Consider the following 13,931-nt stretch of genomic DNA (forward strand, 5'->3'; position numbering starts at 1 on the left):
CGTTTGCGATCACCGTGAACCCGTAGGCGGTTTTGACCGTACGAAGCAGCGGGGCCCCGGAGGCCTCACGGCCCTCCGGGGCACCGCTGTCTGCTTTGTCTGCTCAGGGCAGGGTGAGCACGCGCGGGCCGTCCTCGGTGACGGCGATGGTGTGCTCGATGTGGGCGGCGCGGCTGCCGTCGATGGTGCGCAGGGTCCATCCGTCGGGGTCGGTGCGGTAGGCGTTGCGTCCTCCGGCCATGAGCATGGGTTCGATGGCCAGGGTGAGGCCGTGCCGCAGGGGGAAGCCTCGGCCGGGTCGTCCCTGGTTGGCGACGTGGGGGTCCTCGTGCATCCGGCGGCCGATGCCGTGGCCGCCGAAGTCGGTGGGCATGCCGCACTCGGCGGCGCGGGCGACGGTGCTGATGGCGTGGGAGATGTCGCCGATGCGGTGACCGACGGTGGCCGCGGCGATGCCGGCGTCCAGGGCCTGCTGGGTGGCGGCGATGAGGGCCAGATCGGCGGGGCGGGGGGTGCCGACGACGAAGCTGATCGCGGCGTCGCCGGTCCAGCCGTCGAGTTCGGCCCCGCAGTCGATGCTGACCAGGTCGCCGTCGCGGAGCCGGTAGTCGTCGGGGATGCCGTGCACCAGGGCGTCGTTGACGGAGGCGCAGATCACTGCGGGGAAGGGGGTGGGCGCGAAGGAGGGCCGGTAACCCAGAAAAGGGGAGCTTGCCCCGGCCTTGGCCAGGACGGCGCGGGCGGCCTCGTCCAGCTCGCGCAGGCGAAGGCCCACGGCTGCCGCTTCGCGGGTGGCGGCGAGTGCGTGCGCCACGACCCGCCCGGCTTCCCGCATCGCCTCCAGTGCCGTGTCGGTCTTGATCTCCACCATCTGTCGTGACTCCCTGCCATGCGGTGATGCCCAATACTTATACCGGTATTAGTATCACGGGTATGGTGAGAGTTCCTTTGAGCCCGGAAGAGCGGCAGCGCGGAGAACGCTTCGGCACCCTGCTTCGCCAGGCCCGCGGCGACCGCAGCATGGTGGACGTGGCGGCGGCGGCGGGGGTGTCCGCCGAGACGCTCCGCAAGATCGAGACAGGCAGGGCCCCCACTCCGGCCTTCTTCACCGTGGCGGCGCTGGCCCATGCGCTGAGCCTGTCCCTGGATGACCTGGTCGCCGCCTGCGGCACGGGCGACACCGACTGCGACGGGCACGCCCTGTCGGCGTGAACGCCCGGAAGCGCCGGACGGCGGTGGCGGGGGCAGTCGGTAGGCCGACCGCCCCCGCCACCAGCTGTCCTAGGCGGTGGGCAGCGCCCACTGCTGGTTGGCCGAGCCGCCGCAGGTCCAGATCTGCAGCGGGGTGCCGTTGGCGGAGCTGGGCCCGGTGGCGTCCAGGCACTTGCCGGACTGCGGGTTGACCAGGGAGCCGTTGGCCCCCGCCGTCCACACCTGCGCGGCGGTGCCGTTGCAGTCGTAGAGGTCGACCTTGGTGCCGTTGGCGGTGCCGGCGGCGGTGACGTCCATGCACTTGCCCAGGGCCTGCAGGGTGCCGTTGGGCTCGACCGTCCAGCTCTGCGCGCCGGTGCCGTTGCAGTCGTAGAGGTCGATCGCGGTGCCGTTGGTCGTCTTGGCCGAGGTGACGTCGACGCACTTGCCGCCGTAGCCGGTGATCTGGCCGGTCGGATTGGCCGGGGGCGGCGGGGGAGTGCCGCCGGTCGGGACCACGTCCGGGTTGTCGGCGTTGGTCAGCGTCTGCCAGGCGACGAACAGGTCGTTGGTGCCCTGAGGGCGCTTCTCCTCGGTCAGCGTCTGGGTGTTGGTCATCGCGATGCCCTCGCGGTTGTGCAGGGCGTTGAAGCCGACCTCGGTGACCGGGCCGAGGCCCTTGTTGACGCTGCCGCCGCAGAGCCAGGACGGCACCGCCGCGCCGAGTTCGTACTTCGACTGGAAGCCGAGGGCCTGCTGCAGCCGGGGGCCGACCTCCGGATAGAGGTCTTGGCCCTGGATCAGGGCGGTCTCCGCCACGCTGGAGATCGAGGCGATGCCGTACCCGGTGTGGGTGAAGTCGCGGCAGGTCTCCTGGGTGAGCCCGTCGACGAAGGTCGACTGGCCCTGCCAGTAGGAGATGATCTTCGCGCTGGTGGTGAGGTTCTGGCTGGGGACGGTCTTGGGCAGCGCGCCGTCCGAGGACAGGTAGATGTAGGCCGGGACCCGGACCAGGAAGCGGTTGATCGCCTTGGTGTAGTCGGCGGTGTCGTCCAGGTAGACGGAGATGCCGACGGCCGCCTGCATCATCACCAGCTCCCAGTTGCCGTTGCTGTTGGAGCCGTTGATGATCTCGGGCAGGTAGACGTTCCTCAGCATGGTGCCGAAGCGCGCCTGGTTGGGCCAGCCGCCGGTGTAGGTGTAGCGGATGATCTCCGCGGCCTGCGGCCACATCGACCCGGCCCAGCCGGTCTGCAGCGGGGCGTTGCTGTTGGTGTGCTCGGTGATGGTGGCCGACCAGGCGTCCATCAGCTTGATGGACTCCTGCGCGTACGCCGCGTTACCGGTGATGTACCAGGCCAGGGCGTCGGTGTAGGCGGCGATGGCGTCCTGGCGCTCGTCGGTGCAGCCGTTGTTCGGGTTGGAGACCGGGCCGCACTCCACGTTGGCGCGGGGCTTGGGCACCCGGCTCAGCGAGGCGTACGAGCTGGCCATCATCTGTGCGTAGGCGTCCTTCCAGGGCTCCGCCCCGGCCTGCACCTGGGTACGCACATAAGCGAGTTGGGGCAGGCTGACACCGACGCCGGGATGCACGAACGAGGCCGGCGCGGGGGCCACGGCGGGGGCGGCAACGGGGGCGGCGGCCGGGGTGGTCGTGGCGGCTTGGCTCGATGGAACGGTGAGTATGCCCGCGAGCACGGCGATCAGCAGGCCGGTCAAGCCGGTCAGCCAACCGGTGCGGCGCGAGCGGGGTATGCGGGATGAACCCATGGGATGCCTTCCTGTGGGGGCGGAACTGATCCCGTGTTCACAGATCTGAACACTCATCATTGACATGAACTGTGATGGTAGGTCAGGAAGATAGGTCTGAACCAATCGCCCGTCAAGGCCGAGTGCGCGACTGGGGAAAATTGGCCCAGACCATTGACGTGGTCATGTGGCATCCGTTCAATCAAGTCTTAAGGAAAGTACCTGGAGACGCCCGGAGGCCCTCGTATGCCCCGATTCGGACCACCACTGACCCGTCGCTCGTTCTGGGCATTACTCGCCCTGTTCGCCCTGCTGCTCGGCACCGCCGGGGTCCCGGGCGGCAGCACCAGCGCACGGGCCGCCACGCCGTTCCATGTGATCGCCTTCTACGACGGCACCTACGACGCGGCCCACATCAGCTTCGACCACGAGGCCAACCAGTGGTTCCCGCAGCAGGGCGCGCTGAACGGCTTCACCTACACCTCCACCACCGACTGGACCCAGCTCAACACCGCGAACCTGAAGAACTACCAGGTCGTCCTGTTCCTCGACGACGCGCCGCACACCGCCGCCCAGCAGACGGCGTTCCAGCAGTACGTCCAGGGCGGGGGCGGTTGGCTCGGCTTCCACGTCTCCGCCTTCACCACCGACCCGGGCTCCTGGCCCTGGTACTACAACACCTTCCTCGGCTCGGGGGCGTTCGAGACCAACAGCTGGGGCCCCACCTCGGAGCCGCTGAAGATCGAGGACCACAGCAACCCGGCCACCGCCTCGCTCCCGGCGACCATCACCTCGTCCGTGAGCGAGTGGTACAGCTGGTCCAACGACCTGCGGAAGAACCCGGACATCGACATCCTGGCCTCGATCGACCCGTCCGGCTTCCCGGTCGGCACCGACCCGAACCAGACCTGGTACAGCGGCTACTACCCGGTCATCTGGACCAACCGCAACTACCGCATGCTGTATGCCAACTTCGGCCACAACGCGATGGACTACGCCACCAACACCACGCTCTCGTCGACCTTCGCCAGCGCCGAGCAGGACAGCTTCCTGATCAACGGCCTCAGGTGGCTGGCCGGCGCGGGCACCGTCACCCCGCCGCCGCCCGGCTCGCCCACCGGTCCGATCACCGGCTACGGCGGCAAGTGCGTGGACGTCAACGCGGCCAGCAGCGCCAACGGCACCGCGGTCCAGCTCTACGACTGCAACGGCACCGCCGCGCAGAGCTGGACGGTCGGCACGGACGGCACCCTGAAGGCGCTCGGCAAGTGCATGGACGTCACCGGGGCGAGCACCGCCAACGGCGCCCAGGTGCAGCTCTACGACTGCAACGGCACGGCGGCGCAGAGCTGGAGCCACCAGAGCAACGGCGAACTGGTCAACACGGGCTCCGGCAAGTGCCTGGACGCGACCGGCCCCAGCTCGGCCAATCTAACCAGGCTGCAGATCTGGACCTGCGCCGACTCCGCCAACCAGCAGTGGAACATCCCGAGTTGAGCAGTCGCCGGGAGTGACCGGCCTTCGGGAGCGGTCGGCTGAGGCTGATCAGCCGCGGCCGACCCGGAGCAGACGGAGGCCCCCTGTCCGGACCGGACAGGGGGCCTCCGCCCGTGGGCGCGGGTCAGGCCGGCAGGCTGCCCGTGCCGACGGCGGCGACCGTGCTGGTGACCACGGCGAGCGCGTCGGCGGCAAGCGCGGTCACCGCGGCGGTGACCCCCGCGACGTCAGCCGCCTGAACGGCGGTGACCAGCGCGTTCGCGTCCTTCTGCAGGGTGGCGAGCGCATCAGGGGTGCTGACCGGGACGGGAGCCGGGACCGGCGGTGCAGGCACGGGCACCGGGGGCGCCGGCACCGGGACCGGCGGTGCGGGCACCGGGACGGGCAGCGGCGGCAGGTCGGCCGGGGACGACTTGGCGGTCCCCTTGGCGGTCCCCTTGGCGGTCCCCTTGGCGGTCCCCGGAACCGGCGCGGGCACCGGCGCCGCAGGCAGGGCGGCGGTCAGGGCCTTGCCCGCGGTGTCCAGGGCGGCGAGCTTGGCGCTCAGGTCGGCCGGGGTCGGCGCGGGCGAGGTGGCCGTCGCGCCGGTGACCAGGGTCGAGACCGCCTCGGTCACGCCGCCGAGGGCGCCCAGCGCGCCCAGGACCGCGGTGGGGTCGGGGGTCGCGGGGAGGGTCGCCTTGTGGTGTGCGGCGGCATGGCCGTGCGGGCTCGCGGTCGCGAACGCGCTGGGAGCGGCGAGGCCGCCGATCACCGTGGTGGCCAGAACGGCGCAGGTCAGAGTGGAACGAAAACGAACGATACGCATGGGTGAACTCTCACTGCAGAACTGAATAGGACAGTTTTCACCGTCCGCGCGTTCACTACGGACGGCAACCGGATGGAGCCAAACGGTGACATCGGTGCGGCCCGAGCGGTCGGTGGGGTGTGGGTCACAACGCGGGGCGCCGGTCGGTGACATGGGGATGATGGATGGTGACGGTGTGTGGATGATGTGGCGGGGGTCACCGGGGGTTGGCTGTGCCCCGGGTCACATCAGCGGGGCCAGTAGGGGTGATTTAGGGCGATTAGGGCGGTTTCGGGACGGCTTTCGGGGGTCGATACCGGAGGTAACAGCGGTTTGGCCTGGGTCTTTCGCAAATTGGTTGATTCACCCTGGTTTGTTGCCTAGCTTCGAAGACGTGCACTGAGCACCCCCCGGGTTCCCCAAGCCCAACACCCCGCACCCACCACGGACTGCGGGTGTGCCCACCGCCCCTCCCTGTCCGAGCGGACGGTTCAGCGACATCGGGCCACACATGGGGACCACCGGACGGGTATCCCGCGCCGACCCCGGCGTTCCGAGGAACCCGTCCGCATCCGGCGGCACCGCAGCTGAGCCGCGACAACCCCCTGACGGGGGCCGGTCGCCCGGCGCGGTGCGCCCCCGGGGCCTGTCGAGAGGACTGTATGAACCTGCGTACCGCCACCACCGCCGTCCGTACCGTCACCACCGGCCGCAACCGGATGCGTGCCGCCCTGGTCACCGGCGTGCTGGTCGCCACCCCGGTCGCGGGCCTGGTCACCGCGACCGCCGCCTCCGCCTCGGACTCCTCCTCCACCTGGGACAAGGTCGCCAGCTGCGAGAGCACCAACAACTGGTCCGCCGACACCGGCAACGGCTTCTCCGGCGGCCTGCAGTTCACCCCCTCCACCTGGGCCGCCTACGGTGGCACCCAGTACGCCGCGAACGCCGCCGACGCCAGCAAGGCCCAGCAGATCGCGGTCGCCCAGAACGTGCTGGCCGACCAGGGCCCCGGCGCCTGGCCGGTCTGCGGCCCCGAGGCCGGCCTGACCGCCAGCAGCGGCGGCGCCAGCAGCGGCAGCTCGGACACCAGCAGCTCGGACGCCGGCAGCTCCAGCAGCAGCGCGTCCACCAGCAGCACCGACTCCTCCAGCTCCAGTTACAGCAGCGGCTCCAACAGCTCCGGCAGCGACTCCAGCTCCAGCAGCTCCAGCGCGAGCAGCAGCACCCCCGCCCTCACCGGCGGCCACAGCTCCGGCACCCAGTACACCGTGAAGTCGGGCGACACCCTCGGCGCCATCGCCGCCGCCCACGGCACCAACTGGCAGCACCTCTTCGCCGCCAACCAGTTCAGCATCGGCAACAACGCCGACGCGATCTACCCGGGCCAGATCCTCGTCATCGGCTGACCCAGCAGCACCCCGGCACCACCTCAGCACCGCCACGGCGCGGCACCCCCACCCGGGGGTGCCGCGCCGCAGCCGTGTCCGGCCCGTGACGGCACCGCTGAACAGGTTAAGGACGGCGTCCGGGGCCGCTCAATCCCCGGATTCCGGCCGTCAGCGATCTACGCTCACCTTCGGCGTCGGAGCTGGAAGGGGTGGGACCGGGTGACAGCGGTGCAGGCACCTGAGCGTGAAACGGTGCTGCGGCCGACGCCGCCGGTCCGCCCGGCGGTCCCCCCGCCCGGATGCCCGCCCGTACCGCGGGACTACGCCGCGGCCGTGGAGCGCTATCTGACCGCGGCCGGGATCTCGGTCAGCTCGGCCCGGATCTACCGCATCTCGCTGATCAACTGGTCCTGGCTGCTGGCCGGGCTGCCCACTCCGCTCGGACGGTTCCGGCGCGGCGCCGAGCCGCCGGCCATCGCCCTCGCCCTGCTGGACGACCCGCGACTGCCGTCCCGTCTGGCCGAGTTCGCCGCGGCCAGGGCGGACGCGGTGGACTGGGACACGGTCCAGCGCGAGCTGTCGATCCTGCGCAAGGCGATCCGCTGGTGGCGGGGCCAGGGGTGGATCAGCGCGGACCCGACCCAGGGCATCGAGCAGCGGCCCGCGCCGTCCGGGGTGGCCGGACCGCCGCTGTCGGCCCATCAGATCGACCGGCTGTGGCGGCTGGACGCGCCGCTCCGTGAGTGGACCCTGTGGCGGCTGGTCCACGAGACCCCGATGCCGCCCGAGGGCGTGATCGCGCTGAACGTGGAGGACGTGCTGCCCGCCGCCAACGACCGGGCCCGGCATCGGCTGCACTGGCAGCCGGGGACGGTGCGGTCGCTGGCCCGCCTGATCGGCGTGCGCCGGAGCGGCCCGCTGTTCCTGAGCCCGCTGGCCGGTCCGTGGGCGGTTCGGCCCCGGGACCGGTGCCCGGTCACCGGCTGGACCCGGCTGCCGTACCGGCACGCCGAGGACATCTTCGAGCAGGCGACCCGGCTGCTGGCCAATCCACTCGCCGACGCCCGGCGGGCGGGGGAGCTGCGCGGGTGGAGCCTGCACCAGCTCGGCCGGGCCGGGTGACGGTCGGCCGGACGGCGGGGCGGCCCCGGTTGACGACGCGTCAGTACGGCCGCTGCGGGGGCGCCGCGTCGGGGGAGAGCGGGAAGAGCAGGTCGCGCAGCGACCTGCCGTCGGAGCGGCCGAGTTCGTAGCAGCGGAACGGTATCCCGGCGGCGACCGCCACCTCCGCCAGCTCGTCGCGGTGGAACCCCTGGTCCGGCAGGCTGAGTACGGCCCTGCCGGTGGCGTCGAGCAGCATCAGCACGCTGTGCGCGCTGCGGGCGGCGGTCTCGCGGACGTCCACGAGCTCGGCGACCCGGGCCACCGGGATGCCGGTGCCCCGTCGGTGGAAGTCGGTGAAGGTGATCGTCTCGCCGTCCCAGGAGACGGAAGCGTGCGGGTAGGGGCCCTTGACGAAGGGGTCGTCCCACCAGCCGGGGCCGGTCCGCGGGGCACCGGGACCGACCGTGACCGGGTCGCCGTGCCGGGGCCCGGGGAGGCTCTCGAAGACCGGCGAAGGACGGCCGAGCCAGCCCTGGTCCGGGTCGAAACCCGGGGGCGGGATCATCGCGGGCGCCATCAGCAGGTAGCGCTTGGGCTCGCTGAGCTTCTCGGCGATCCGGCCGAGCAGCGCCGCCCGCCGGACCGGGGCGGGCCACAGCCGCCACAGCGGGAAGTCCAGCAGCGCGGGCAGCGGGCAGAGCAGCAGCAGCCACAGGGCGGTGGTGCCGCTCATGGCCGCGAGGTGGTTGAGGTGGTCGTACTGCCCGTAGTCGGAGCCCTGGTCGCGGCGGTACTCCCAGTAGCCGCAGCTCAGCAGGCAGAAGCAGGCGCCGAACAGCATCAGCACGGAGGCCCGCCAGCAGATCCGGCGGTGCCGCAGCCGCCAGCGTCGGCCGTCGGGAGCCTCCCGCTCAGGGGCCCGCCAGACCGGCCAGGTCAGCGCGAACAGCCAGATCGGCAGCGCGGCGGCGAAGGAGATGTTGTCGGTGGGGTTGCTGTCGTCGGTCCCCGGGATGAAGACGATGATCCCGATGATGATCAGGGCAGTGGTGCCGAGCCAGCGGATCAGCCGGGCCGCACGGCGCCGACGTCTGCCCAGACCTGCGGCGATCCTGCTGAATGTGCTGCTCATCCCCTGCCCCCTCTCCACCGACCGTGGCCGGGGAGCAGCCTACCGGCACGGCCGTGACCGGCGGGAAGGGGAGGTGCGGAGGGGTGGCGCGGAGGGCCTGCCCCGGCCGCAGCTGCGAGGGCTCGTGCGGTCCGGTGTTTGCAGCTGCCACGACTGTGCCGACGACGGTGACGCAGATGCGATTCATCGCGCTCCGGCCCGGGTATCCCCACCGCAGCCGTATCGCGCCGCGTGGGAAGGGGTCCCCGATGAGCAGCACCACCACCGCCCCTGCCGTCCTGCTGCACGGGCACCTGGACCGTCCCACCGAGCTGACGGTGCGCCAGCTGCGCGAGCTTCCCTGCCACCGGGCGGAGGTGAGCTTCGACTGCCGGACCAGCGGGCCGCAGCGGCACAGCTTCCAGGGGCCCAAGCTGTGGGACGTGCTGCACGCGGCGAAGCCCCGGGCGGACTCCGGCACCCGCAAGGCCCGGCTCGGGCACCTGCTCACGGTCACCGGCGCGGACGGGCACTTCGCGGTACTGTCCTGGGCCGAGATCGACCCCGAGTTCAGCGGTCGCGGCATCCTGCTGGCCACGAGCATCGACGGCCGTCCGCTGGACGCGGCCGGTCCGCAGCTGGTGGTCCCGGAGGACACCTGCGGCGCCCGCTACGTCAGCGGGATCACGGCGGTGTGGGTGGGCCCGCTGCACGCCTGGTCCGCGGCGTCCTGAGCCACGGCGCTTCCCTGGGCGGCGGCTTCCTACGCGACCTCGGCCTGGGCGACGGCGGCCTGGACCGCGTCCGTGAACAGCGTGTCCGCCGCGTCGACCGCGGCGGTGAGCAGCGCCGGTTCCGGGGCCAGACCGGTCAGGACCCGGTCCGCACCGCGCAGACCGGCCCGGTCGAGCAGCGTCTTCTCATTGGTGACCCACTCGCCCCGCGCGGCCAGCACCGCGTGCGCCGCCTGGCAGGCAGCGGTGGCGATCGCCCCCGCGCAGTCGCTGAGGTGCCCGCGTTCGGCGTGGGCGGCGCGGGCGTAGCCGAGGGTCCGCCGGGCCGCGTCCGACCACTGCGCGGGGGCGCTCAGCCGCAGCTCCCCGGGGTACTCGGGCTTCGGCAACTCCCCGTGCAGCACCTGGTTGACGGCCAGTTCGGCGACCACGAGATAGGTCGGGATCCCGGCCAGGTGGAACATCAGCCGCTCGATCGCGAACCGGCCTGCGCGGGCCTCGGACAGCCGGTGCTCGACGTCGTCCAGATCCCGGTAGTGCACGTCGAAGCGGCGTTCGCCGATGCCGAGCCAGGCCCCGCCGTTGAACACGCCGCCGCCCCAGCCGCCGAGTTCGGAGACCTCGCCGCCCCAGCCGAGGGCGCGCAGGTCGTCCGGGCGGAACCCGCCGCGGTAGTAGAGCGCGAAGTCCCAGTCACTGTCCGGACGGTGGCTGCCGACGGCGCGTGAGCCGCCGAGGGCGACGGCCTCCACCCCGGGCAGGCCCGCCAGCCGGGTGCCGACGTGGGCGACGAAGTCGTGGTCGCTGTCCGTGTCCATGGAGGCGAGGATAGGGCCCGTGCGGTCGGACCCGGGGAATCCGACCGCACGGCGCACGGCGTGGTGGGGCGGTCAGTTGAGCGAGATCGCCCACACGTGCAGGGCCGGGCTGCCCGCGGCGAGGGTGCCGAGGGCGGGGAGGGTGACCGAGGCGAGGGTCTTGGTTGGGTCGAGGCCGACGGTCAGCGAGAAGAGGTCGGCGGTGTGCTGGTAGACGGTGTTGCCCTGGCGGTTCTGGTAGGCCGAGGTGACCGCGACCGCGCCGCCGGTCGGCGCCGTGGTGGAGAACCAGTCGGGGGCGCTGAGCGAGTAGCTCTGGGTGGTGCCGTCGGTGTAGGTGACGGTGCCGGTCCCGCTGGCCGGGCCGTAGCTGCCGGAGACCAGGAAGCCCAGGGAACCGCCCGAGCCGCCGATGCTGATGGTCTGTCCGTCGGCGACGGTGTTGTCCGCGGCGCCGGCCGCGGCGCCGGGCATGGTGAAGTGCTTGCCCGAGGCGGTGACGGACGCGCCGGGCCCCGCGCCGGCGGCGCTGAGCGCGGTCTGCGAGTAACTGGCGTTGCCACCGTCGAAGTCGCCCGGGGCGGTGTTGTCGTCGGCGCTGATCCCGACGTCGTTGAAGGTCGCGGCGAGGCTGGGCGCGCGGGTGGCCGGGTCGAGGCCGATCTGCACCGGGCCGAGGTGCTTGTCCGCGGTGGCGGCGCTTCCGGTGACCTGGGCGAACGGGTAGGAGGTGGTCGGCGAGGCGGTGTCCTCGACCAGGTAGGAGCTCCCGGCGGTGACGGGCAGGGAGAAGGTCGTCGCCGTGGTCCCGGCGAGCACCACCGCCCCGGTGGAGCCGTTGACGACCTCGGCCGAGTGGCCGGACCGCCCGGCCCAGGGGTTGCGCACGGTCATCGCGCCGGTCGTGCCCGCGACCAGCGCCGCGGTGGTGAGGGTGCCGTTCTGCACCTGCACCTCGACCTTGGAGCCGTTCTGGATGTAGACGGTGCCGGAGCCGTTCCAGCCGGGAGGCCAGGCGGGCGCGAAGCGCAGGGTGCCGTCGTAGTCGGTGGCCAGCGCCTCGTCCAGGGCGGTGGCGACGGTGGCGGAGTGTTCGAGGTAGGGCTCGTCGCCCGCGACCGCGCCGGAGAGGTCGGCCGCGCCGGAAATGAAGCCCTGGTCGTGCTCGGCCGTGCTGACCAGGTCGGCCGACACCTGGCTGCCGAGGTCGAGCCGGGCCGCGTCGACCGCGTCCAGGCTCCAGTCGTTGCCGGAGACATTGGGCCGACTGGTGTAGGTGCGGTCGGCCAGCGCGGTGAGCGTTGCTGACGAACTGTCACCGATCAGGCCGTACGGCCAGACCGGCTCAAGGCCGATGTTCTCGCCGTTGCGCAGGGGGGCCGAGGGCTGGAACGAGTCGGCGATCACGTCGGCGCCGGAGGCGTCGGCAGCGGGGGTGAGCAGCTGCGTCCTGGTCGCCTGGTCGGTGCGGGCGTACGGCTCGATCTGCTGCTCCGCGGTGCGGAGTCGGGCGACCAGGGCGGAGTCCTTGCCGAGCAGGGTCGCGGCGGAGACCGTGGCCGGGAACAGCGCGGCGTCGGCGGCGAGGTCGGTGGTCGGATCGGTGACCGCCCACTGCGTCTCGTGGGCGTTGGCGGTGGCGTGCAGGAAGCCGTCCGAGCCGACGCTCTGGTAGGCGAGGAGGAAGGTCGCGGCCTGTTCCATCACCGGGTAGTAGGTCTGCAGGAAGGAGAGGCTGCCGGTGTCCTGGTACTGCTGCCAGATCCAGAGCGCGATCTCGGCGCCCGAGGTGACGTTCTCGGCGTTGTAGCTGGGAGATGAGGCCAGGCTGCACGAGGCGTTGCCGGTACCGCCGTTGTACCAGCCGTTGCCGTTGAAGCGCATCGTCTCCGGGACGCAGGCGCCGGGTTTGCCGCCCATCTGGGCGCTGGTCCAGGACTCGATCGCGGGCAGGTCGTCGAGGTACATGCTGAAGACCGGCAGGTTCTCCGCGAAGTTGCCCGAGCTCATGTTGGCGGCGATTTCGGCCCGCAGGTTCCAGAGCCAGTAGCCGGCCGGGAACCAGTCCTGGTGGTCCTGGTCGAAGTTGAACAGGTCGGCCACCCCGGCCTGGCTGCCGCCGTAACTGCCGGCGGTGGGCGCGGTGGAGGCGGCCTCGTCGTAGAGGTACAGGGTGCGCAGGTTCTCCAGGTACTCGCCGGAGCCGTCGGCGGAGGAGATCTCCATCAGCCCGGTGCCGCCCCAGAAGCCGTTCCAGTGCGCGGTCTGGGCGGCCAGCAGCGAGGACTCGGCGGCGGTGGCGTCCGAGCCGAGCAAGGCGGCGGCCGTGGTCGCCGCGTTGCCGCCGGTCCAGGCCGGGGCGCCGACCACGACCCGGAACGAGCCGTTGCTGTCGGGCTTGAAACTGACCTGCACCGATGTCGAGTCGACCACCGAGGCGGAGACGTTCCGGCCGCCCGCGGTGATCGCGGCGAGCGAGCCGAAGGTCTGCCCCGACGCGCCGCTGCCGGAGTTGTCGACCCAGGTCTCGGCGAGCGTCGCCACACTGCCGGAAACGGCGGCGGAGGGGCTGCGTCCGGACCAGAGGTGGACGGTCGCGGTCTGCGTCCCGGCCGGGTCGGCGCCGGTGACGTCGACCACCAGCTCGTCCTTGTTCGAGGCGACCCAGACCTTGGCGGTCATCCCGCCGCCGGACTCGTCGAGCACCCCGTTGTAGAGGTCCAGGACGGCCTTGAAGTCGGGGGCCGAGGTCATCGCCGCCAGGCCGGGGATCTGCACCTGGCCGGGGGACTTGCGGTCGGGCATGGTGTCACTGCGGTTGAGCTGGGCGGTGAAGCCGCCGGCGGCCCACTCGGCGACGCCGAGGGTGCCGTTGCCGAGCGGGAGGTACTGGGTGTCGGCGGTGTTGGGTCGGCCGAGCACGATGTCCGAGCGGCCGACGACTCCAGCGGCGTTCTGCGAGAACGCGCCGTTCTGCCAGGCGGTGGTGAGGGTGGCCGCGTTCGCGGACGGCGCGGGCCCGACCGCGAGCGTCAGCGCCGCGGCCAGTCCGGCGGTCGCCGCGGTGGCGACGGCACGTCGCAGCGTGGTTCGTGGGAACACCTGGATCTCCTTGGGTGGGGGAGGAGCGGTGACGGAACGTGCTGGAAACATGGGATGGATACCGGATACATCGGATGTACCTATAGTCGTGACCCCTCGAAGCGTCCAGGGTTGGCGTCATATCTCTTCTCTTCCTGCACATATGACGGGAGATCGACTCAGCCGGCCTGCGAGTCATCGGGTCACTCGACAGCGCGGCTGTTTCCAAAACGTGACATGCGCCCGGTCGCGCCAGGATGGTTCGGCATATCGGCCTCTACCTGCCGTGATAGCGCAGTCGTCGAGGAGTCGGGCAGGACCGGAGCGTGGTCCGATCCGGGGCGGATAGTGCAGCCCCCTTGTGCGCCGCGCGGCGCACCGCCTATACATCCGACCTATGGAGCGGATGTTTCAAGAGAGTGACCTGGAGAGCGGTGCCCCGGTGACGCAGGCGCGAGCGGGATCCCCGGC

General features: G+C 71.7%; 11 protein-coding genes and 1 pseudogene. 5 read left to right on the plus strand and 7 right to left on the minus strand.

Going from position 1 to position 13,931, the window contains the following annotated elements; translation table 11 throughout:
• Window positions 1-103: 103 nt before the first annotated feature.
• Entirely contained in the window at window positions 104-871 is a 768-nt protein-coding gene (map, locus tag ACEZDE_RS15200; protein ID WP_380536660.1) for a type I methionyl aminopeptidase, read from the minus strand.
• Window positions 872-933: 62 nt separating this feature from the next.
• On the opposite strand from map, the gene ACEZDE_RS15205 reads away from it, so the two are divergent.
• Complete coding sequence (locus ACEZDE_RS15205; RefSeq protein ID WP_380536663.1) at window positions 934-1,212, plus strand: helix-turn-helix domain-containing protein; 279 nt, start codon at window positions 934-936, stop codon at window positions 1,210-1,212.
• Between the two features lie 69 nt (window positions 1,213-1,281).
• Here the strand turns inward: ACEZDE_RS15205 and ACEZDE_RS15210 are convergent, their stop codons facing one another.
• Together ACEZDE_RS15210 and ACEZDE_RS15215 are read right to left on the minus strand one after the other, a co-directional pair.
• On the minus strand, window positions 1,282-1,710 hold the full coding sequence (locus tag ACEZDE_RS15210; protein WP_380536926.1) for a ricin-type beta-trefoil lectin domain protein: 429 nt from the start codon (window positions 1,708-1,710) through the stop codon (window positions 1,282-1,284).
• Window positions 1,711-1,713: 3 nt separating this feature from the next.
• Window positions 1,714-2,961: pseudogene (locus tag ACEZDE_RS15215) on the minus strand (alginate lyase family protein); the annotation flags it as partial.
• Between the two features lie 225 nt (window positions 2,962-3,186).
• On the opposite strand from ACEZDE_RS15215, the gene ACEZDE_RS15220 reads away from it, so the two are divergent.
• Window positions 3,187-4,437, plus strand: a complete 1,251-nt coding sequence (locus tag ACEZDE_RS15220; RefSeq protein WP_380536666.1) for a ThuA domain-containing protein — start codon at window positions 3,187-3,189, stop codon at window positions 4,435-4,437.
• A 124-nt stretch (window positions 4,438-4,561) separates the two neighbouring features.
• On the opposite strand, the gene ACEZDE_RS15225 is transcribed toward ACEZDE_RS15220, so the two are convergent.
• Complete coding sequence (locus ACEZDE_RS15225) at window positions 4,562-5,245, minus strand: hypothetical protein (protein ID WP_380536670.1); 684 nt, start codon at window positions 5,243-5,245, stop codon at window positions 4,562-4,564.
• Window positions 5,246-5,886: 641 nt separating this feature from the next.
• Here ACEZDE_RS15225 and ACEZDE_RS15230 point away from each other — a divergent pair.
• Together ACEZDE_RS15230 and ACEZDE_RS15235 are read left to right on the plus strand one after the other, a co-directional pair.
• Complete coding sequence (locus ACEZDE_RS15230) at window positions 5,887-6,630, plus strand: transglycosylase family protein (RefSeq protein WP_380536671.1); 744 nt, start codon at window positions 5,887-5,889, stop codon at window positions 6,628-6,630.
• 315 nt (window positions 6,631-6,945) lie between these two features.
• The gene (locus tag ACEZDE_RS15235; RefSeq protein ID WP_380536672.1) at window positions 6,946-7,734 is read left to right on the plus strand and encodes a site-specific recombinase; all 789 of its coding nucleotides are present in this window, start codon (window positions 6,946-6,948) and stop codon (window positions 7,732-7,734) included.
• 40 nt (window positions 7,735-7,774) lie between these two features.
• On the opposite strand, the gene ACEZDE_RS15240 is transcribed toward ACEZDE_RS15235, so the two are convergent.
• Window positions 7,775-8,848: a hypothetical protein gene (locus ACEZDE_RS15240; RefSeq protein WP_380536673.1), complete on the minus strand. Its 1,074-nt coding sequence runs from the start codon at window positions 8,846-8,848 to the stop codon at window positions 7,775-7,777.
• A gap of 248 nt (window positions 8,849-9,096) precedes the next feature.
• Here ACEZDE_RS15240 and ACEZDE_RS15245 point away from each other — a divergent pair, with 248 nt between their 5' ends.
• A complete protein-coding gene (locus tag ACEZDE_RS15245; RefSeq protein ID WP_380536674.1) occupies window positions 9,097-9,561 on the plus strand; it encodes a hypothetical protein in 465 nt (154 codons plus the stop codon).
• A gap of 29 nt (window positions 9,562-9,590) precedes the next feature.
• On the opposite strand, the gene ACEZDE_RS15250 is transcribed toward ACEZDE_RS15245, so the two are convergent.
• Window positions 9,591-10,379: a nucleotidyltransferase domain-containing protein gene (locus ACEZDE_RS15250; RefSeq protein WP_380536675.1), complete on the minus strand. Its 789-nt coding sequence runs from the start codon at window positions 10,377-10,379 to the stop codon at window positions 9,591-9,593.
• Window positions 10,380-10,451: 72 nt separating this feature from the next.
• Complete coding sequence (locus ACEZDE_RS15255) at window positions 10,452-13,481, minus strand: glycosyl hydrolase family 95 catalytic domain-containing protein (RefSeq protein ID WP_380536676.1); 3,030 nt, start codon at window positions 13,479-13,481, stop codon at window positions 10,452-10,454.
• Window positions 13,482-13,931: the final 450 nt, after the last annotated feature.

The organism is Streptacidiphilus cavernicola, assembly GCF_042510955.1.
Classification (GTDB): Bacteria; Actinomycetota; Actinomycetes; order Streptomycetales; family Streptomycetaceae; genus Streptacidiphilus; species Streptacidiphilus cavernicola.

Excerpts from the sequence above, each read along its gene's own strand:
- ACEZDE_RS15240 (WP_380536673.1), bottom strand. The coding sequence starts at position 8,848 with ATGAGCAGCACATTCAGCAGGATCGCCGCAGGTCTGGGCAGACGTCGG.
- ACEZDE_RS15225 (WP_380536670.1), bottom strand. The coding sequence starts at position 5,245 with ATGCGTATCGTTCGTTTTCGTTCCACTCTGACCTGCGCCGTTCTGGCC.
- ACEZDE_RS15250 (WP_380536675.1), bottom strand. The coding sequence starts at position 10,379 with ATGGACACGGACAGCGACCACGACTTCGTCGCCCACGTCGGCACCCGG.
- ACEZDE_RS15205 (WP_380536663.1), top strand. The coding sequence starts at position 934 with ATGGTGAGAGTTCCTTTGAGCCCGGAAGAGCGGCAGCGCGGAGAACGC.
- ACEZDE_RS15220 (WP_380536666.1), top strand. The coding sequence starts at position 3,187 with ATGCCCCGATTCGGACCACCACTGACCCGTCGCTCGTTCTGGGCATTA.
- ACEZDE_RS15245 (WP_380536674.1), top strand. The coding sequence starts at position 9,097 with ATGAGCAGCACCACCACCGCCCCTGCCGTCCTGCTGCACGGGCACCTG.
- map (WP_380536660.1), bottom strand. The coding sequence starts at position 871 with ATGGTGGAGATCAAGACCGACACGGCACTGGAGGCGATGCGGGAAGCC.
- ACEZDE_RS15230 (WP_380536671.1), top strand. The coding sequence starts at position 5,887 with ATGAACCTGCGTACCGCCACCACCGCCGTCCGTACCGTCACCACCGGC.